Source organism: Micromonospora sp. WMMD882, assembly GCF_027497255.1.
Taxonomy (GTDB): domain Bacteria; phylum Actinomycetota; class Actinomycetes; order Mycobacteriales; family Micromonosporaceae; genus Micromonospora.
In genome coordinates this window covers 1,125,298-1,145,493 of sequence record NZ_CP114903.1, presented here as the reverse complement: position 1 = coordinate 1,145,493, position 20,196 = coordinate 1,125,298, and the positions used below count along the sequence as shown (strand labels likewise).

11 protein-coding genes are annotated in these 20,196 nt (G+C 76.6%); 2 read left to right on the top strand and 9 right to left on the bottom strand.

All coding sequences use genetic code 11. The features are described from left to right. The first annotated feature begins 10 nt into the window (after positions 1–10). A complete protein-coding gene (locus tag O7606_RS04270; protein WP_281597702.1) occupies positions 11–3,433 on the top strand; it encodes a CHAT domain-containing protein in 3,423 nt (1,140 codons plus the stop codon). Positions 3,434–3,455: 22 nt separating this feature from the next. On the opposite strand, the gene O7606_RS04265 is transcribed toward O7606_RS04270, so the two are convergent. From O7606_RS04265 to O7606_RS04255, 3 genes are read right to left on the bottom strand one after another with little or no spacing between them, the layout of a single operon-like run. Next, on the bottom strand, positions 3,456–6,836 hold the full coding sequence (locus O7606_RS04265; RefSeq protein WP_281597701.1) for a CHAT domain-containing protein: 3,381 nt from the start codon (positions 6,834–6,836) through the stop codon (positions 3,456–3,458). A gap of 36 nt (positions 6,837–6,872) precedes the next feature. Continuing rightward, positions 6,873–9,665: a CHAT domain-containing protein gene (locus tag O7606_RS04260; protein WP_281597700.1), complete on the bottom strand. Its 2,793-nt coding sequence runs from the start codon at positions 9,663–9,665 to the stop codon at positions 6,873–6,875. Further along, positions 9,646–10,842, bottom strand: a complete 1,197-nt coding sequence (locus O7606_RS04255) for a hypothetical protein (RefSeq protein WP_281597699.1) — start codon at positions 10,840–10,842, stop codon at positions 9,646–9,648. Before O7606_RS04255 ends, O7606_RS04260 begins: the two co-directional genes overlap by 20 nt. Before the next feature lie 474 nt (positions 10,843–11,316). Here O7606_RS04255 and O7606_RS04250 point away from each other — a divergent pair, with 474 nt between their 5' ends. Beyond that, positions 11,317–11,913 (top strand): LuxR C-terminal-related transcriptional regulator, encoded by a 597-nt coding sequence (locus O7606_RS04250; protein WP_281597698.1) that lies wholly within the window; start codon positions 11,317–11,319, stop codon positions 11,911–11,913. 45 nt (positions 11,914–11,958) lie between these two features. Here the strand turns inward: O7606_RS04250 and O7606_RS04245 are convergent, their stop codons facing one another. The 6 genes from O7606_RS04245 to O7606_RS04220 all read right to left on the bottom strand — a co-directional run bounded on the left by O7606_RS04245 (position 11,959) and on the right by O7606_RS04220 (position 20,196). After that, a complete protein-coding gene (locus tag O7606_RS04245; RefSeq protein WP_281597697.1) occupies positions 11,959–12,186 on the bottom strand; it encodes a hypothetical protein in 228 nt (75 codons plus the stop codon). A gap of 89 nt (positions 12,187–12,275) precedes the next feature. After that, positions 12,276–14,801, bottom strand: coding sequence for a caspase family protein (locus tag O7606_RS04240; RefSeq protein WP_281597696.1), 2,526 nt, complete (start codon positions 14,799–14,801; stop codon positions 12,276–12,278). An 86-nt stretch (positions 14,802–14,887) separates the two neighbouring features. Continuing rightward, positions 14,888–18,037 (bottom strand): AAA family ATPase, encoded by a 3,150-nt coding sequence (locus O7606_RS04235; RefSeq protein WP_281597695.1) that lies wholly within the window; start codon positions 18,035–18,037, stop codon positions 14,888–14,890. A 184-nt stretch (positions 18,038–18,221) separates the two neighbouring features. After that, positions 18,222–18,413, bottom strand: coding sequence for a hypothetical protein (locus O7606_RS04230; RefSeq protein WP_281597694.1), 192 nt, complete (start codon positions 18,411–18,413; stop codon positions 18,222–18,224). Further along, positions 18,410–19,177 (bottom strand): protein DA1, encoded by a 768-nt coding sequence (locus tag O7606_RS04225; protein WP_281597693.1) that lies wholly within the window; start codon positions 19,175–19,177, stop codon positions 18,410–18,412. The genes O7606_RS04230 and O7606_RS04225 overlap by 4 nt, the downstream gene beginning before the upstream one ends. A 47-nt stretch (positions 19,178–19,224) precedes the next feature. Further along, the gene (locus O7606_RS04220) at positions 19,225–20,196 is read right to left on the bottom strand and encodes a protein kinase (protein ID WP_281597692.1); all 972 of its coding nucleotides are present in this window, start codon (positions 20,194–20,196) and stop codon (positions 19,225–19,227) included.

Here is a 20,196-nt window from a genome sequence, read left to right as displayed (position 1 = left end):
GCTGACCCGGTTGCGCCACCGCGAGCTGCTGGCCCGGCTGGGGGTCCGGATCGCCGCGTACATCGACCGCCGGGACGCCACCCTGCTGCTCGACGAGCGGGGGGTCATGGAGGCCGACCTGCTCGCCGCGGCGCTGCCCGGGTACGACGACCGCGCCCGCGACGAGGCGGTCACCGTGCTGGGCCAGTGGCACGCGTGCCGGTTCCACGCGCTGCCCGAGCCGGACGACAACGCCGACTTCTTCGCCGCCGTACGGTGGTTCTCGCAGCTCGCGCCGGACACCCGGCAGATACCCGCCGCGTGGCGGGCGCCGGCCTGGTTGGCAGGCAGCCCCGAGGAGCTCGCGACGGCGGCGTACGAGACGCAGCGGCGACTCGGCGACGCCGACGACCCGTGGGCCCGGCAGCGGGCGCTCGCGCTGTGGCGGGCCGCGGTGGCCGCCGTCGGCGCGGAGCATCCTGGCCGCGCCGACCTGCTCGCCGCCGCCGGCGCCGCGCTGCTCGACCAGGCGGAGTCACAGCCGACGTCGGCCGGGCCGGAGCTGCGCGCCGAGGGGATCGCGCTGACCCGCGCCGCGCTGGCCCTGGTCCCGGCGGGTCACCCCGGCCGGCTGCCGCTGCTCGGCAACCTGGCCTCGGCGCTCTCCGACCGGGGCGGGCCGCACGACGACGACCTGGACGACGTGGTGACCGCGCTGGCTGAGGCGGTCGACCCGGTCTCACCGGCCGCTGCGGCCGGACGCCTGCCCCGCTACCAGCTCGCGTCGGCGTTGCTCGCCCGCTTCGACCGGACCCGTTTGGACGCCGACGTCGACGCGGCGGTCCGACTGGCCCGGCAGCTCGCCGAGGAGCCGACCACCCCGGACCCGCTCCGCCAGGCCGCCCGGGACCTGCTGGTCGTGACGTTGCAGACCCGGTACGAGCACCGTCTCGACGCCGACGACATCAGGGCGGCCGTCGCCGTCGGTCGCGCGCTCGCCGCCGACGCCGACCCCGCCGACCCGGACCGGCTGCGGATCCTCGGCAATCTCGGCCTGGCCTGCTGGTCGGCCCACCGCCGCAGCCAGGAGCCGGACCTGCTCGACGAGGGCATCCGGGTGACCCGCGATGCGGCCCGGTCGACGCCGCCGACCCATCCGGTCCGGCTCGGTCTGCTCAACAACCTGAGCCAGATGCTGCGTCAACGGGCCGTCCGGACCGGGGCGACGGAGGACGCCCGCGCCGCCGTCGAAGCGGCCCGCGCCGCCGTCGCCGCCATCCCGCCCGGCCACCCCGACCATCCGGGGTTCCTGGCCATGCTCGGCGCCACCCTCTGGGCAAGTCACCTGGGGTCCCGCGACGGCGCGGAACTGGACGAGGCGATCCGGGCCATGCGGCAGGCCGCCGACACCATCGCGCCCGGACACCCGGACCGCGGTGGTTTCCTCACCAACCTGGGCATGGCGCTGGCCACCCGGGCCGCCATGACCGACCCGCCCGACCGGGCCGACGTCGAGGGGGCGGTCGCCGCGCACCGCGAGGCGGTCCGGGCCACCCCCGCCCGGTCGGCTGAGCGGCCGTCCCGCCTGGTCAACTTCGCGATCAGCATGAACGGGCTGGTCGACCTCGGGTACGGGTCGGCGCAGGAGGAACCGTCCGCGGTCGAAGAGGCGGTCGACGCGCTCGCCGAGGTGCTCGACACGCTTCCCGCCGGTCGCGCCGAACGGGCCGGCGCGCTGATGGGCCTGGGCCGGGCGCGCTGGAGCCGTTTCGAGCGCCACCGGCGACCCGAGGACGGCCAGGCCGCCGTCGCGGCATGGCGGGAGCTGGCCGGCATCCCGGACGTCGCCGTACGCGTCCGGGTCACCGCCGCCCGCCGGTACGCCACCGCTCAGGCACGGATGCACGGCCCGGCAGCGGCCCTGGACGGGTACGCGGCAGCGGTCGAGCTGCTGCCCCTGCTCGCCTGGCGCGGCCTGAACCGGGCGGACCGGCAGCAGAACCTGGCGGCCGTGTCGGGGCTGGCCGCCGAGGCCGCCGCCGCGGCGGTCGCCGCCGACCAGCCGGAACGCGCGGTCGAGCTGCTGGAGCAGGCCCGGGGCGTGCTGTGGACCCAACTGCTGGAGACCCGGACCGGCGTCAGCGCCCTGCGGGCCGTCGACCCGGCGCTGGCCGACGAGTTCGAGCAGGCCCGGGCGGCCCTGGACGCCCCGTCCGCCACGGTGGTCGACGCCGGGCCCGGCATGCTCACCGACGTGGTGGACCGGCGTGGGGACGGGGCCGCGCGGTTCGCCGCGGTGGTCGCCCGGATCCGGGCCCTGCCGCCGACGGCCGCGCTGCCCCGCCCCGACCGGTTCCTGCGACCCACCTCGTGGACGGAGCTGCGGGCGACGGTCGGGGACCGGACCGTGGTCGTGGTCACCGTCAGTCACCTGCGCGCCGACGCGCTGGTGATCTCCGGTGGCACGGTACGGGCGGTGGCGCTGCCGGCCCTGACCGAGGAGCGGCTCACCGCCGAGGTCGGGGCGTACCTCCGGCTCGACGGGGACGGCGCCGCCCCGGGCCGGGACATCGTCCGGTCCCGGGTCGACCCCGCCGGCCCGGCCACCCTGGCCTGGTTGTGGGACGCCGTCGCCGAGCCGGTGCTCGACGCCCTCGGACACCGGCCGGAGGTCGACGTCGCGCCCCGGCTGTGGTGGTGCCCGACCGGCCTGTTGAGTCTGCTGCCGCTGCACGCCGCCGGCCGGCACGACGGTTCCGGTTGCTCGGTGCTGGACCGGGTGGTCTCCTCGTACGTGCCGACGCTGCGCGCGCTGGGGACGGCGCCGGCCGCCGACACGTCCCGCCCCGACGACGGGGACGGCATGCTGGTGGTGGCCCTGCCGGACACCCCGGGCCAGCCGTCCCTACCGGCGGTGGAACGGGAACGACGGATGCTGGCGGCGCTGCTGGCCCGGAGTGCGGGCAGCGAGATCCTCAGCGGCCCCGCGGCGACCCGCGCCGCGGTCGACCGGGCGTTGACCCGACACCGCCGGGCACACGTGAGCTGCCACGGCACCCAGGACCTGGCCGACCCGTCGCGGGGCGGACTGCTGCTGCACGACGGGCTGCTCGCCGTCGGTGACCTGGTGGCCGCCGACCGTCCCGCGGGTGACTGGATCTTCCTGGCCGCGTGCAAGACCGCGACCGGCGGCCTGGGCGCGGTGGACGAGGCGATCACCCTGTCGGCCGCGCTGAGCTACGCCGGCTGGCGACACGTCATCGGTACCCTGTGGACGGTCGACGACACGACCGCCGCCCGGGTGGCCGAGCTGGTCTACCAGACGTACCGCCCGGACGGGCCGGTCGACGCGGACACCGGGGCCCGCGCCCTGCACCGGGCGCTGCGCCGGCTACGGGACGAGCGGCCCGACCGACCCGGGCTGTGGGCGCCGTTCGTCCACCTGGGGGCGTGACGTCGGACGGGCGCGCGGCACGTCACCGGCCCCGGTGGCAGAGCGCCGCCCAGTACGCCGGATCGGCGAGGTCCACCCGGCCGGCGGTCGCGGCGTGTCCGGCCGGCAGGTGCGGCGGCGTCTTACGGTCCGGGTCACGCATCCACCGCTGGGTCAGGCACACCGCCGTGGCCGGCGGATGCCCCTCGTCGACCAGGTGCAGGTGCAGGACGAACAGCGCCAGCGCGGCGACCGGCGCGGGCACCGGCCAGAGCCAGCCGACCACCCCGGTCACCCCGGTGTCGAGCAGCGCGTCGGCCAGCGGCAGCCAGCGGTCCAGGCCGGCGTCGGCGGGCAGGACGACCAGGCCACCCGCCGGGCCGGTGGCTGCCGGCCGGTCGAGGATCGCGGCGGCGTCGAGCTGATCCGGCCCGCCGGGCGTCGCGGCGGCCAGCTCCACCGCGGGAGCACCGGTGGCCCGCAGGCCACAGCCCAGGTGCAGCAGCCCGGCGCCGCCGCCGGCCGGGCCGGGCAGGTGGGCGAGCACCTCGGCCGGCGTGCCCGCCCCGTGCACGGCCTCCACGGTGCGGCCCAGCCCGACCGAGCCGGGGTGGAAGATGCGGCGCAGGACCATCGTGTCGTAGCTCGCGGCCTCCCGGTCCCCCCGGGGATTGGCGACGAAGACGGCGTCGCCGGTCACCGACAGCGGGGTCCGGCCCGCCAGCGCCACCACCTGCCGACCGGAGGCGACCGTGGAGACCACCAGATGGTCGCCGGCGAAGCCGCCGTCGGGCGCGGGCACGGCGGCCAACGGCAGCCGGCCGAGCGGTCCGGCCGCGACGAGCAGGATCCGGCGGGGCGACCGGTCGGCGGTCGGCCGGTCCAGCAGCGGCGCGACCAGAGCGTCCCAGGCACGACGCGGCCAGTCCACCGGCGCGGCGGCGTCGACGTCGGGCGTGCCGACGACGCCGAGCGGCACCGGTCGGCCCGTCCCGGCCTCCAGCAGCAACGCTCCCGCGTGGTGCTCCCGGCCCGCCACCGGGTACAGGTAGACCAGGGCGGACGCGCCGACGGCACGCAGCCCGGCCGCCACCTCGGCGGGATCGGGCGGCGGGACGGAGCGGGCCGTCCCGACCGGGTCGACGGGGCCGCCGAGCAACGCCGTGGCGGCGTCCCGGACGAGCGGGTCGATCGACGTCGGCCCGGCGGTGGCGGCGGTCTCCAGCGCCTCGAACACCTCCAGCGGCCCGGCGGACGACGGTATCGCCCCGACCGGCCCGCGCGCGTCCCGGTCCGGGGTGGCAGAGCCGGCCGGCAGGGCGTCGAGCAGGGCACGCAGGGCGGGGCCGTCGGCGGGGTCGACTCCCGTCCCGCCCGGCGTCACGAGCGCGGCGAGCCGGTCGGCGGCCGACCGCAGGGCCGGCAGGTCGTCGTCGACGAGCGCCACGAGCACCGCCGCGAGCCGGCCGGGCAGCGCCACCGCAGCCGCGCCACGGGTGGCATCGTCGGCCGGGCCAGGGGACGGCGCGTCGCCGACGGCCGGGCCAGGGGCCGCCGCGTCGCCGGCCGCGCTGATCAGCGCCGCGCCGGCGCGCAGGCGGCCGACGTCCAGGGTCGCCAGCCCGCCGGCCACGTCGGCGAGCCCCGCCGCGACCCGCACCCGGCGTCGCCACGGGTAGGTTGCCGGCACCGCCCTGACGGACGCGGCCAGGTCGGGCTCGGCGAGCTGGTCGACGGCGCCGGCGCGGACCGCGACGGCGGCCCGGCACACGTCACCCAGCGCCCGCACCACGGCGAGGTCTCCGGCGGGACCGTTGACGTGGGCGGACCGGTCCCCGACGTCACCGCCGGCCCCGGTCTGCCGGTCGGCGTCGGCGCGGGCGGCGAGCAGGGCGTCGGCGCGGGCGGCGAACCGGGTGGCGAGCGGCCCGGAGACCCCGCGCAGCGGCTGCCGGTCGTCGAGGAACGCGCCCAGCCCGAGCAGGACCGTCGGCGCGGCGGGATGCTCCGGCGGCAGCAGCTCGGCCGCTGCCAGCAGGTGTTCCGTTCCCGCCCGCACATCGGTGCCGGCGAGGTCGACGTTCCCCCGGTCACCGGCGTCGCCCGGGCCTGCCGGGTCACCCCACCCGTCGGCGTCACCCCAGCCGCCGGCGTCGGCTCCGCCCCGCAGGAACAGCGCCACCGCGAGCAGGAAGTGGTCGAGCCCGACGCTCACCGGGTCGTCCGCCCCGTGCTCGGCGGCCTCGTGGACGGCGGCGGCGTGCTCGGCCGCCTCGTGGACTACGGCGGTGGCCAGGGCCACGTACTCGTCGACGGCGTCCACCGGACGGTCCGGACGGTCCGGCCGCAGCAGGGTGGCCGCCCACTCGTACGCCCGCTCCGGGGTGACGTCGTCCGGTGGCGCGCCGGTGAGGTCGGCCACCTGACGCGCCACCTCCCGACGCAGGGCCTGCGTCTCGGGGCGGACGACGACCGGACGGGGGCGGGCCGGCGCCGGCGGGGCGTCCGGCTCCGGGCCGTGGAAGACCGGCACCGGACGGTCCAGCGGATGCATCGCGGCCAGCGCCTCGCCGCCGAGGAACATCGGGTTCGGCAGCACCGGCGACACGGGCAACCCGCCGGGCCCTGAGCCACCACCGAAACCGGTAGCGCCGCCAGAACCGGGAGCACCACCGAAACCGGGCATGCCACCGAAGCCAGGCATGCCACCGAAACCGGGAGCGCCGGTCGGCGTCGCGCCCCCGGCTGCGGCCATCTGCTGTTGGAACTGCTGCACGACGGTGAGCAGCCGCTGCAGCTTGCCGACGTCGAACGAGCCGATCCCGCCGCCCATCCCGTCCATCAGCTCCCGAAGCGGCTCGGCCACGGACAACATCGTCTGGAGCGGTCCGGCGAGTTCCTCGCTGAGCATGGGGCTGGCGCTGATCCTGCGGAACAGCTCGACCGCCCGGTCGGCGTCTGCCTTGGCCGCGGCGGGCGCGCCGTCGCGCAGCATCGCCGGGGAGCCGAACGCCATCCCCTTCATGCCCCGGGCCAGGTGGAGCTGACCGAGCACCATCTCGGCCAGCAGCACGGCGGCCGGCGGCAGCGGGCTGCGCAGCGCCTCGGTCAGCAGCCGGAGAGCGGTCTCCTGGTCCTCGTCGCCGCCGAAGTGGGACAGGTGGCGCGTCCCGATCAGCAGGCCCAGGCCGTGTGCCACCAGGGCCCGGTGCTGGTCGGCCGGGTCCAGCAGGCGGTACGCCTCGTCCAGCGCCCCGATCGCGGCGTTCAGGTCGGCCAGTCCCTCGGGTCGGCCCGGACCGGTCCGCCAGTACCGGTCGGTGAGGAGCTGCCCGAGGGTGAGCAGCGGACGGCAGCGGGCCGGACCGGTGAGCCCGTCCAACTCCGCCCGCAACGCGGTGATCCTGTCCTGGGTGGACGTCACGTCGTTCTCCTTTGCCTGCCGCCGCGCGGGGCGGTGTCACTGCCCCCAGTGGGTGAACCCGGCCCAGGCGACGACCCGCGCCGGTTCGGTCTGCGTCACCTGGCGACGCAGCGCGGGGGGCATCCGGTCCGGGCACTGCCGTCGCGGGTCCAGCATCCAGAGCTGCGCCCGCCGCAGGGCGTCCCACACCGGCCGGCGCTCGGCCACCAGGAAATGGTGGAACATGAACATCAGCACCGAGGTCGCCCGGTCCGGGATGCGCCACTGCGTCGACAACGCGGACCGGACCCCGCCGGCCAGGAACGTGGTGCCGAGACTGTACGCCTCGTCGTAGCCCCGGCCGGAGACGCCGGTACGGCAGGCCGCGAGCACCACCAGCCCGACCGGGCGCTCCCCGGCGGCCAGCAACCCGACCAGCTCCTCGGCGGTGAGCCGGTCCCCGCCGGCGAGCAGCAGGTACGAGGAGGTGTCGGTGGGGTCGGTCTGGATGACGCCGTGACAGGCCAGGTGCAGCATGGCGCCCGCCCCGGGCCGGTTGTCGGTCAGCCAGTCCCGCACCACGCCGCCGTCGCCGGGCCCGGACCGGCTGGTCGACCCGTCCGGCCGGCGACCGACGTATCTGGCCCCCCGGTAGAACGCCTGGTGGATGCCGTACGCCTCGACCCGGGCGGCGGCCAGGTCGGCCGCCTCGCCGGCGGTGTCCGGATCACCGACCACCAGGCCCAGCGGGGTGACCGGCACCGCCGACCGGGCGGCCGAGTCGCACAACGTCCGGGCGGAGACCGTCTGTGAGAACGCGGCCAGCTCCACCGCGTACCGGCCGTCGGCGCGTCGGGCCGCCTGCCACGGGATGCGGGCCAGGCTGCCCACCGGGACGAGCACGACCCGGGGCGGCCGGCCGGACGGCGGGGCGGGACGGCGGGCGAGGTACCGCTCGACCAGTGGGCCGACCGCGGCCCGCCAGGCCCAGTCGCACAGCGCGTCGAGGCTGCCCAGGAAACGTGACTCCGCCGCCTGGGACTTGAGGTCCCGCTCGGGATCCGGGGCGTCCGACCGGGTTTCGGCGAGCACCGCGTCCCGGTGGGACAACGCCGCCAGGTAGCGCTCCACGTCCACCTCCTCGTCGAGCTGGAGGTTGGGCAGCGGGATGAAACTCGGTGGGCCCTGCGCCGGGGCGATCACCGCCCAGCCGGGGGCCGGCGCCTGACCCGAGACGAGGTAGACCAGCGCGTCGGCGTCCAGCGCCTGCAACGCCGAACGGATCTCGGGCAGGGTGGGCGGGTCCAGCAGGCCGGCCGCGGCGGCGGGGGTCGCGCCGTCCGGCGTGGAGAGCGCCGCCAGCGCCTCCCGGCGCAGCTCGGCCGGGACCGCGGCGGGGTCACCGGCGGCGGCGACCCGCCAACGGTGCGCCAGGTCCCGTCGCCCGACCGCGTCGAGCCGGGTGTCCAGGCTGTGGAACTCGGTCGCGGCGAACAGCAGCAGCCCGCGTCCGGCCTCCAGGGCCCCGATGGCGTCCGCGGGCTCGTTGTCGGCCAGGCAGTCCCGGGCGATCTGCACCGCGCTCTCCGCGGCGTCCCGGACGGCGCCCGCCACGGCGGCGGGATCCGCCTGGAACAGCGCGCTCCAGGCGTGCCGGCGCAGGCCGTCGATCGCGATGCGGCGGGCCCCGGACGTCTCGCCGAGCCGACGATTGATCGCGGCGAGCACCTCGCTCGCGAGGGACCACTGGGGGTGCTCCGGCCCACGGGCGAGCAGCCGGGCCTCGGTGAGCGCCCGGACGGCCTCGTCGAGGCCGTCCACCCGACCCGTCACCTCGGTCCGCCGGTAGAGCGCGAGACCGAGACCGACGAGGTAGAAGGCCCGCTGGGGATCCCCCGTCGGGGTGTCGGCGACCACCCGGCGGAACGTGTCGACGGCCTGGTCGAGCCGGCCCGGGTCGAGGGCGCCGTCGCTGCCGGTCAGCCAGGCGGACTCGGCGGTGAGCTGGTAGAGGGCGCGTTCGGCGGGCGAGGCGTCCGGACGGTCGGCGAGCGCGCGCAGCGCGTCCAGTTGCTCGTCGCTGACCGGCCCGGCCGACGGGCCGTCCGGGTCGATCAGCGGCCGCAGCGGCGCCATCGCGGTCTCCATGTCCCGCACCGCCCCGGTCAGGATGTGCTGCGGCCCGAAGCCGGCGGAGAAGTCCCTGATCCGCTCGACGGTGTCCGGCAGGCCGGTGAAGTCGCCCTGCTGGGTCGCGGCCAGCGCCCGGATGCTGGTGACCATCATGTCGGCCACGCCGGCCAGCTCGGGGTTGTCGAGCGTCGCCCGTAACCCCTCCAACTCACTGATGCCGCGCCGCAGCCCGGCGAGGTCCCCCTCCTCGGCGGCCGCCATCGCGGCCATCCCGGCCTGCATGAACCCGAGCTGCTGGCGCACGCCCGGATCGGCGTCGGTGACGGCCGTGAGGGCGGTCACCTCCCGCAGCGCGGCCCGCATGTCGCGACGCTCCATCGTCGCGCCGGCCCGCAGGGTCGCCGTGACCCGGGCGACGGCCCTGATCCGCGGCCAGTCCGGGCCCGGCGGAGGGTGCCGGTCGGCGATGGCGAGCAGGTCGTCGAGGTGACGCAGGTTACCCATCCCGGCGTCCAGCCCGGACCGGAGGAGGACGACGACCAGGCCGGCGGCCAGCGGCCCCCGCTCGGGCAGGTCGGCCGGGAGGCGGCGCAGGTCGGCGACGGCCGCCTCGACGTCCTCGGGCGTGCCCTCCCCCTGGATCAGGCGGGCGACCGTCAGCGCGCACCGGGGCAGGAGCTCACCCACCCCGCCTTCGTCAGCGTCCTGCGCGGTCACCGCGCCTCCTCTGCTCGGTCTCGTCGGCCCGGCGGCGTGCGCGCCGGGCCGTCTCACGCGCTACTGACGGACAGCCGGCCGCCAGCGGCCGACAGCGGTCGGCACGCGGCCCGTCCGGCGGGTTGTCCCGCGGTGACGTCGGGCCCGGCCGGAGGTCGAGCAGCACGGCGACGATCCGGTCGACGGTGGCCGGGTCGGCGAGCAGCGCCACCACCCGTTCCTCGTCGGCCGGGCCCGCGCCGGGCGTCCGGTCCAGGTCGTCCGCGCCGGTGCCGGCGCCGAAGACGGCGCCCAGCACGTCCACGACCACGTCACGCAGGTCCTCCCGGCGACGTACCCGCGCCTCGATGGCGGCCACCGCGGTGGTCGCCAGGTCACGCAGCCGCGCGTCGTCGACCTCGTGACGGGGGACCAACGCCAGGGGCGGCCAGTCGTGGGTCTGGTCGGCCTCGGCCCGCAGGGCGGGCAGCACCGGCGCCTGCTTGCGGCCGAGCGGCCGTTCGACGAAGTCGGCGTACCACGGCCCGCGTCGACGCATCGCGGCCAGCACCCGGTCGACGTCCCGGGCCACCTCCGCCTCCCCGTGGGTGAGCCGGCCGGTGACGGCGGCCCGGCGTTCGGCCCACGCCGTCAACGGCCAGGTCCCGACCCCGGCGGTGGTGGGCACCCCGACCCAGACCAGCACCTCGGTGGCGAGGACGGTGAGCCACGGGTCACCGTCGAGGGCGGTGACCAGCCAGCCGGGCAGCCGGGGACGTTGCAGCGCGCCCCGTTCGCCGCGCCGCCGGCGGTGACCGTCCACGGTGGCGGCGGTCAACCGGCTGCCGACCCAGCCCTCCAGATTGACGATCGGCGTCCGTGCGTTGCGGGACAGGTCGTCCAGGACGGCCTCCACGTCGTCCTGGAAGCGGTCCAGGCACTCCGGTTCGAGCCGGTCCAGGGCTCTGGCGCAGGAGCGGTGCCCCCGGGCCAGCTCGACCCGACGGGTCAACCGCTGGAAGACCACCGGCCACACGATCTGGTACGCCCCGCCGTGGAGCCGCTGCCGCTCGGCGTCGGAGGTGTCGCGCATCCGGTCGGCGAGCACGCCGCGGCGCGCCAGTTCCCGGACGAGATCGGCGGCGGAAGCGACAGTCGACGTCGACCGGTCGTCGATCAGGATCTGGGTGCCGGGCATGTCGGCCCCCTTTCGGAATCGTCACCCCCTGGACGTCAGTCCACACCGGAGGGAGCTCCTATTACAGAGAAACCGACCCGTTACGTCAAGGAACATCCGCTACTCGTACGCGTACCGGCAAAGGTGCGGAGAGTGACCCGGAACGGCGTGGCCAGCGGTTTTCTCCGGCCCCTCGTAAATGCCGGTCCGCGCCGTTTCCGGCAGCGGTCCGCAGGTGTACGTAATTCGGTTGCGCGACCGGTCCCCGGGCGACCCGACCGCCGTTACCGTGACCCCGATCAGTGGCCGCGGTAACGGCGACGCCGAGCGGTGGATCGCCGCCGGGTGGGCCTGAGGTGGGCGGGGCGACAAATACGTACCCCCGTCGGGGTCGACTACGTCATCCGCACCATGGGCCGACCGGCGGCGCGGCGGGACGCTGTCGGTGGGCGTTCGGGACCACCCCGCCCGCCCGTACGAGTGAGGGAGGAAGCCATGCCGACCCGTCTGCTCCCGTCCACCTCCACCCCGGAGTCGACCGACCGTCTCCTCGCCGACGTGCTCGACGGCCCGGTCGAGCCGACCACCCGGCGCCTGCTCGTGACCGCCTCCGGTGGCGACCCCCGACTGCTGCGGGCCCTCGTGTTGACCGGGCTCAGCCTCGGCGACCTGGGTCGGGTGGACGGCCGGTGGCGGTGGAGCGACGCCGGCTCGCGGCCCGGCCGGTTGGCCGCGCTGATCGAGGACGGGGTGGCCGGGTTCGACGCCGCGCAGCGCGCCGCGCTGCGGACCCTCACGCGTTCCTGGGCCCGCCCCCACACCCTGTCCACGGTCGCCGACGAGGGGGGCGCCGACGCCGGCGACCGCCCCGGGCTGACCCACCGTGAGCAGCAGATCCTCGAACTGCTCGCGGCCGGGCTGACCGCGGTGGCGATCGCCCACCGCCTCGATCTCTCGCCGCGCACGGTGGCCAAGCACCAGGAACGGATGTACCGCAAGTTCGGCACCTCCGACCGGTTGACCACGGTGCTGCGGGCGCAGCGGGTCGGGTTGCTGCCGGTGGTCCGGGCCGTCCGGGTCACCGTCGGATGAGCGGGCCCGGCGCCCGGGCGGGCGCCGGGCCGGCGTCACCGGCCGTCAGGAGATCTCGCTGGGACGCGGGTCCCGGTCGAGGTCCACGACGACCGTCACGGCCGCCCGGCCGTTGAGGTAGACCGTCACCGGCCGCCCGGCGCCGTCCAGCAGCACCAGCTCGGCGACGGCGCCTTCCGCCAGGGCGGTCTTGATCTGTTCGACGACGGTGTCGACGTCACGCTCGTCGACACCCCACTCGGACTGTCCGATGATGACGCGCTTACGGCTCATGATGTTCCACCCTCTCCTGTCTGCTCAGCTCGATCCCTTACGCCGCGCACGGCGCAAGCCGGTGACGGTACGGACGCGGTCCGGCCGGGTCAGCCGACCGCCTCGACGGTGTACACGAACGAGAAGTCCTGGGCCCGTCGCTGCCCCCGCGCCGGATGCCGGCCCACGCCGAACTCCTCGTGCGCGAGCAACGAGGTGCGGTACAGGCCGATGCTGTTGCCCACCACCCCCCGCAACAGCCGGTAGGCGAGGTTGATCACCACCGCGCCCGCGCCGACGGCGGCGACGGCCGCCGCCGCCTGCGGGGCGGCCACCACCAGGCCGGCGAGCTGCGCGCCGGCCGCCTGCGTCTCGGTGTGGGTCAGACCGTCCCGGAGCAGGTCGCTCAGCGCCAGGCTGCCGGTGGAGTCCCGGGACACCCAGACGGCGATGTCCAGGTAGTCGACCGCCGGGCCGTGGTAGAGCAGCATCCGGTCCAGCGGTAGGCGCTGACCGTCACCGATGTCGCTGAACCGTTCGGTCTGCGCCCGGTAGACCGGCCGCCCGGGGTCACCGCCACCGGTGAGCACCACCGCGTCCACCCGGACGTCGGCGCTGCCCAGGGCCCGGTTGCGGTGCACGACCAGCTCGTCGAGGCGGACCGCCACCGTGGTCGGCGTCGCCACGCCCCGGGGGGCCAGTAGCCGCGCCGACGGCGGCGGCCGCTCGTCGACCAGGAACCGGGCGGTCTCGGCCTCCGGCGGGGCGGCCGGCAGCAGGTCGAAGTCGATGGTCCGCACCGCGTACCGCACGGCCCGGCCGGTCTGCCGGGTCAGATCCCGCGCCCCGCCGGTGGAGACCTGGGCCAGAAGCTGCTCCAGTGGGGACCGGTCGGCCGGGACGCTGCGCACCGCCCCCTGTTGCAGCAGGCCGACGTCCTGCGGCGTCGAGGTGACCAGGACCAGGATCGTCTCCAGCCGGCCGGCGTCCGGGGCCAGCCCGTCCGGCCAGCTCAGCGGCACGCCGCAGAGCCGCTCGTCGAGCTCGTCCAGGCCGAACACGTACTCCGCGCCGGGGGCCAGGCGCACCCCGACCTGGTCGGTGTCGGTCAGCACGGTGATCCGGGCGGACACCCCGATGTCGACGAGCGAGACGTGACACGGGGCCGGGCCGTCGTTGCGCACCCGCACGTACACCGCGTCGCCCTCGTACACGACGGCCCCGGACGTGGGCAGCGGGCTGGGCCGGCCGGCCACCACCCGCCCCCACTCGACGGCGACCGGATCGTCGAGGGTGTGCCGGGGATCCTCGCTCAGGGCACGCAGGGCGGCGGCCCGGGCCAGCCGTTCCAGGTTGTCGACCGCCCGCGGGACCTCGGCCGGGACGAGCGGCCGGGGCTCGTGCAGCGGCCCGATCCGGTCCCGCAGGACGTACCCGTCGGCGTCGATCCGCACCTCGACCGGGGCCGCCTCGTCCTCGCCGGCCAGCCGCGTCAGGGGGCTGCGGGCGATGGCCGCCACCAGGTCGGCGGTCCGTTGGTCGGGGTGCGGCACCCGGACCGGCAGAGCCGGGGCGGCGGCCCTGGTCCGGTGGGCGCGGGCGCCGGGCGGCAGCTCCGTCCAGGGGGCACGCAACCGCAGGACGGCCTGCGCGGACAACCCGCCGACCCGGTCCACCCGGGCCGCGCCGACGTCGGTGGCGGCGTCCGGCCCCGCCGCGTCGGCCGGCACGACGGCGAACTCGTCGTCGACCTGGACGCCGAGCAGGACCGCGCCGGGCAGGTGCGCCCGACCGGGGCCGGCCTGCCGCACCGGCAGGGCGACAATCGGGTCGCTGTCGGTCAGCGTGAACAGCAGCCGGCTGGACGGGCCCTCCACCCCGGGGCGCTGGTCCGGCGCGAGACCGAGCACCCGGTGGCGCACCCCCTCCATCAACGCGTGCCAGGTCAGCGGCAGCTCCCCCGCGTCGTCGAGGGCCCGGGTCAGCGCCTCGGTGAGGAAGCCCATCCGGACCCCGTCCCGGTTGGTGTACTCGTACGCGGACTGCTCGGGGGCGCAGGCGACCAGCCGCACCGCGTGCCGGTCGCCGACCGGGTGGCGCAGGTCCACCCGGAGCCCGCCGCGCCGCAGCTCCGCCAGGTGCTCGGCGACCCGCTCGTACGTCGTCGACCAGGCGCCGCGTTCCGCCCGGAACAGGGCCTTGACCCGCAGGTCCGGGTCCCGGGACATGTGCGCCGCGTGGCAGCAGTCGAGCGCCACCGTGACGTTGCGGGTCACCCGGGTCAGTCGGGCCTGGAGCACGGACAGCTCGACGGCGGTGACGCCCCGGAAGTCGTCGTCGGTCGACTCGTGGTAATCGGTGGGGACGATGAACTGCATCGCCATTCCGGCGGACGCCCCGTCCGCCGGCTCCTCCGGCGGCTCAAGATATCCACCGTGGCCGCTGTAATAGACGAAAACCGTGTCGTCCGGGCCGACTTCGGCAATGAGGCTCTCGTAGGCGTCGATTATCCCGGCCCGGGTGGCGTCGGCGCCCACCCGGGCCTCGACGGCAAATCCGCGACGGCACAGCGACCCGGTCATCGCCCTGACGTCATTGTCGACTCCGGTCAGGTCCTTGGTCTGCGCGCCGATCACCAATGCTCTCCGGGCCACCGCTTCCCCCAGACTCGACGAACGGCTGATTCCGGTGTGGACAGTACGCCCCGACCCGGATCCCGTCACTACCCGTCGCTTACGTTTCTCTGCGTATTGCGGGTTTCTGGCCGGCCGGGTGTGCTGGCGCCGGACGGGCGGGGGGTGGGTCGGGCGATCGGCCGGTCGCGGTCGGCCGGCTGGCGGGGCGCGGACCGGCCCGTCACCTGTTCCCCGTCGCCGTCGACCAGACGCAGCCGGTGGGCCAGCGTCGCGGCGGCGGCCCGGGTGGGCACGCCGAGCTTGGTGAGGATGTGGGAGACGTGCACGCTCGCCGTCCGCTGGGAGATCACCAGCTCGGCCGCGATCTGCCGGTTGGTGCGGCCGGCGCACAGGTGCCCGAGCACCTCGCGTTCCCGGCTGGTCAGGCCGAACGGGTCCGGGCGGGCGGCCGGCTCCGGCGGCGCGGGTGGCTCGGACCCGCCGGTCAGGTCCAGTCGGGCGTGCCGGGCCAGCGCCGTCAGCTCGGCGCGCAGCGGCTCGGCGGACAACCGCACGGCCACCCCGTACGCGGACCGCGCCGCTTCCGCCGCGCGGTCCGGTCGACCGGCGACGACCGCGGCCTCCGCCTCCCGCCAGCGCGCGTACGCCGCCGGGTAGGGGCGGTCCAGGGCCGACCAGACGTCGGCGACCGAGGCCCAGCCGGCCGGGTCGTCGGCGGCGTCGGCCCGGGCCCGCTCGGCCAGGCAGAGCCGCAGCAACGCGGCGGTCTCGGCGGAGTCGGACGGGTCGGGCGTCACCCGACGGGCCAGCGCCAGCAGCTCGTCGGCCCGGGCCAGGGCGTCCCGGCCGGCGGGCGCCGCGTCGGGCAGCGCCCGCGCCCGCAGGCACTCGTCCGCGGCGGTCCGCAGCCCGACCGCGGCGAGCCGGAGCAGGACCAGCTCGTTCTCCACGCCGACGAGCTCGGCCATACCGTCCGCCACCGTCGAACGGGCCCGGTCGAGGTCACCGCGCCAGATGGCCAGCTCGGCGGCGCAGGTGTACAGCGGCCCCCGGAACCGTGGGTCACCGGTCGCCCCGGTGGCCTCGCCGACGGTCGCGAGCAGCACCGCCGCCTCGTCGAACGCGCCCCGGGCCACCTTGACCTCGGCGAGGGTCAGCCGGGGGTAGCTGGTCTCCTGGACCGGCCGGTGCCGGAGCACGTCCTCGACGATGGCGGTGGCCTCGTCCCACCGGCCCAGCAGCACCAGGGTGGCGGCGGCATTGTTGGCCAGCACCCCGCCGCCCCGGGTCTGTTCCAGACCCCGTCGCCGAACGAGCTCGAGGCCGTCCAGGGCCACCGTGACCGACTCGGTGAGCCGGCCGGCGTGCTCCAGGGCGACGGCGAGGTTCCCGTACGCCCGGACCAGGTCCTCCAGGTGGTCGACGGCCTCGGCGATGCGCAGCGCGGCCCGCAGGTCCGCCACCCCCTCGGTCGCCTGACCCAGCATGGTCGACGCGACACCCACGGTGTTGCGCGCCCGGCCCTCCTCGGCGCGGGCCCCGACCGAGCGGGCCATCGCCACCGCCTCGACGCCGACCCGCCGCCCCTCGGCGTAGCGGCCGGCCCGCACGTCCGCCGTGGCGAGTCCGGCCAGCACCCGGGCGGTCACCGCGGTGGGCGGCTGCCCGGCCAGCAGCTCCGCGGCCTGCTGGTACGCCCGGTGGGACTCGTCGCTCGCGCCGGCCTCCCACAGGTAGCTGCCGAGCCGTTCGTACAGCTCACCGGCGCGTCCCGGGTCGACGGCCGGGTCCACCTCGGCGAGGGCGGCACGGACGAGCTGCACCGCCCGGTCCACGTGACCGGACCACCGGCAGGCGTCCGCCGCCGCGACGAGCACGCGTTCCCGGGGCATCCCGGCCAGCGACTCCGGGTCGACCAGCCTCGACCACAGGTCCAGCGCGCGATGGTACTGCTGCTCGGCCTCGCGGAAGGCCCGGACCCGGACGGCCATGTCCCCCGCCCGCACCGTGGCCCGCAACGCCTGCGCATGGTCGTTCGCGGCGAACCAGTGGTGGGCGAGCTCGGCCGCGGCGGTGAGGTCCTCGGCGAGACCGAGCGCCGGGTCGCTGGACAGCGCCCGGGCCAGCGCCGCGTGCAGCCGGATCCGCTCGCCGGGGAGGAGATCCTGGTAGACCGCCTCGCGTAGCAGCGCGTGCCGGAACACGTAGCTGTCGTCGTCCGGCTCGGTCACCACCATGTGCTTGTCCACGCACTCCCGCAGGGCTCTGAGCAGCGCCCGGTCGGGCAGCTCACAGACCTGCGCGAGGAGGCGGTGGCCGACCCGGCGGCCGGCGGTGGCCGCCGCCCGGATCACGTCGGCGGCGTCCTCGCCGAGCAGCTCGAAGCGGGACAGCATCACGTCACGCAGCGAGCCGGGCAGCCGGGCCGTCGCCGGGTCGGTCAGCACGCCGGCGACCATCAGCTCCTCGACGAAGAAGGCGTTACCCTCGGAGAGCTCGAAGTACCGGCTGACCAGGCGCTCGTCCACCTCGCCGCCGGCGGCGTCCCGGAGGAACAGCTCCAGCTCGTCCCGGGTGAAGCGGGGCAGGTCGAGCCGACGGATCCGGCGGGTGAAGTCCGGCTCGGCGAGCAGCGCCCGCAGCGGGTGCCGCCGGTCCAGGTCGGTGGACCGGTAACTGCCCAGCAGCAGCACCCGCTCGTCGGTCCACGCCCGGGTCAGGTAGAGCACCAGGTCCAGGGTGGACGGGTCGGCCCAGTGCAGATCCTCGAAGATCAGCACGGTGGGCGCGTGCGCGCCCATCCGGTCGAGCAGGCGCAGGATCGCGTCGAAGACCCGCCGCTGGGGGTTCGGCTCGCCCGGCGACGCGCCGCCGTCGGAGACCAGGTTGCTCAGCTCCGCGTACGCCGGGCCGCCGAGTCGCCGTACCGCCTCCTCGCCACGCTCCCGGACCAGCCGGCGCAACGCGTCGAGCAGCGGCGTGTACGGCAGCGACCCGGTGCCCAGCGCCACGCAGCCGCCCCAGAGGACCGTCGCGTCGGCGCGGCGGGCCGCGGCGGCGAACTCCCGCAGCAGTCGGCTCTTGCCCACGCCGGCCTCACCGCTGACGAACCCGGTGGCGGGGACGTGGTCCCGGGTCGCGGCGAGCCAGTCGCCGAGGCGGTCGAGTTCGGATCTGCGCCCGATGAAGGACGCTCCGGGGGACGGAAATGCCGGCGTCGCCGGTCCGGACGTCATGCCGGCCATCGTCCACCCTGGACCGGGGGGCTGTCAGCAGCGCCACGCTGCCGTGACGCGGCCGGCGGCGGTGACTGGCCCCGCGGTCGGCCCGGACCACCGGGTCGGGGGACGGCCGGTCGGCGGTACGGCTGCCCCCGGCGGGACTCCGGTCACCGCCGGTCCGACGGGCGGCGGGCTCCGGTCACGGCGTCGGCTCGGCGCCCGGTGGCGGCGCGACGGCCCGCCGCCGGTCGGCGACGATCTCGGCGAGGTCGTCCGGCGCGGCCCCGGCGGCGAGCGCCGCGTTCCAGGCGTCGGTGAGCGCGGCGGTGAGGATCCCGACCATCCGGTCCCGTACGTCCGCCGGCAGCCCGTCCGGGTGGTCAGGGGTCATCGTCGCTCCCCCGGCGAGGCGGTCGGATCCGGTCCGGTCGGTGTCGTGCCCACGCCCGGATCTGACGGACGGCTGGCGGTCGCGCCGGTCCCCGGGGGTGGGAGCCGACCGGTACGGGCCACCGCGTCGAGCACGGCGGGCAGCCCGTGGCGGGTCACGGCGGCGTGCACGGCGCGGAAGCCGTCCCCGTAGACCGGGTCGGGGTTGGCGCGCATCTGGTCCCGCAGCCGCTCGGCCACCGGGGCGGGCCACCGCCGCAGCCAGGCGTACGCGAACAGCTCGCAGATCCCCTCCGCCACCGGCGGGGCGACGGGCGCGTACCCGTGCTGGGCGAGCCAGGCGTGCCCGATCTCGTGCGCGACGGTCCGCCCGAAGATCACCGGCGGGAGCCCGGCCACCACGGCGATGCCGGTGGCCCGGGTCCGGCCGTGTCCGTCGGTCACCAGCTCGGTCAGCCCGAGCAGCAGGCCGTCGTGCGGCGTCGGCAGCCGCGACCGGGCCACCGCCGGGCCGACCAGGCGCACCCGTACCCGGGTCGGCAGCGTCACGCCGGTCTCGGCGAGCCGCGCGCGTGCCACGGGCAGCCACCGGCGCAGGTGCCCGGGGGTCTCGACGGCGTCCACCAGGCAGGTCGGGCAGCGCAGCAGCGTCTGGTCGAACGGCTGCCAGCCGGCCGGACGCGGGTCGGCGTCGGGCCGCCCGCAGAACACGCACCGGACCCGGACGGGATGCCCGACGCAGGTCGTCTCGCCGTGCAGCGACACGTGCCGCGTGCCAGGCCCCGCCCGCCCGCAGACGGTGCAGCGCGGGATCACGGCCCGGCCCGGCCCGGCGTCCAGCGGCCGGTCACCGGGTCCCGCACCCAGCCGGTCGTGGCGACCGTGCCGGTCGCGCGGACCGGTGACGCGGGCCGGGGCGGCAGCCGCCGGCCGGTGAGCCGGAACTGGAGGTAGCTGCCCCAGTCCCAGGCGGTCGGGCGTTCGGCGGGAACGGCGCGCAGCGTCGCGCGCAGCAGGCGGCGGCCCTCCTCGTCGAGGGCGGCGTCGGCGCGGTCCGGGTCCCGGGTGGTGGACCGTTGCTCGCCGGTGCTCAGGCAGCGCAGCACGAACAGCCCGAACTTGTAGCAGTCGGAGGACTGGGTGAGCTGCGCTTCGGGCGGCTCCCAGTCCGGGGCGTTGAGTTGGCTGGCGACCCGGCCCCGGACCCGGATCGCGTCGCAGTCGACCAGGATCACGGCGGGCCGCCCGGTCGTCCGGAACAGGGCGTTGCGGGCGTTCAGGTCGCCGACGACCAGTTGGTGCTGGTGCACGAAGTGCAGGGCGGCGGCGAAGTCCCGGCAGATCACCAGTCGTTGCTCGACGGTCGGCGTCGGCATGCCCACCTGGCGCGCCCGGGCCGGCGGGATCAGCAGGTTCTGCACCTCCCGGGGGGCGAGGTCGCGTCGACCGGTGCCGGGCAGCACCCGGTCCTGGAAGAACGTGTCCGGGATCAGCGGCAGCACGACGCCGACGGTCCGGTCGCCGTCCCGGACCACCCGCAGCGGCCAGGCCGCGAGCTGGTCCAGCCGGTCCCGGCGGTCCGGGTCCAGGCCGGCGCGGAACGCGACCAGCCGCCGCAGCCCGGCCGGGGGCGCGCAGCCCGGCTTGTACTCCTTGACCACCAGCGGGCCGGGCGCGTCCGGCAGCGTCAACCCCGGCGCGTGGAACACCCGGGCCTGACCGCCCTCCCCGATCTGGGGGCCGAGCCCGCCCAGCCCGTCCCGGTCGAGGATCCCGTCGGCCAC

Excerpts from the sequence above, each read along its gene's own strand:
- O7606_RS04255 (WP_281597699.1), bottom strand. The coding sequence starts at position 10,842 with ATGCCCGGCACCCAGATCCTGATCGACGACCGGTCGACGTCGACTGTC.
- O7606_RS04250 (WP_281597698.1), top strand. The coding sequence starts at position 11,317 with ATGCCGACCCGTCTGCTCCCGTCCACCTCCACCCCGGAGTCGACCGAC.
- O7606_RS04245 (WP_281597697.1), bottom strand. The coding sequence starts at position 12,186 with ATGAGCCGTAAGCGCGTCATCATCGGACAGTCCGAGTGGGGTGTCGAC.
- O7606_RS04235 (WP_281597695.1), bottom strand. The coding sequence starts at position 18,037 with ATGACGTCCGGACCGGCGACGCCGGCATTTCCGTCCCCCGGAGCGTCC.
- O7606_RS04230 (WP_281597694.1), bottom strand. The coding sequence starts at position 18,413 with ATGACCCCTGACCACCCGGACGGGCTGCCGGCGGACGTACGGGACCGG.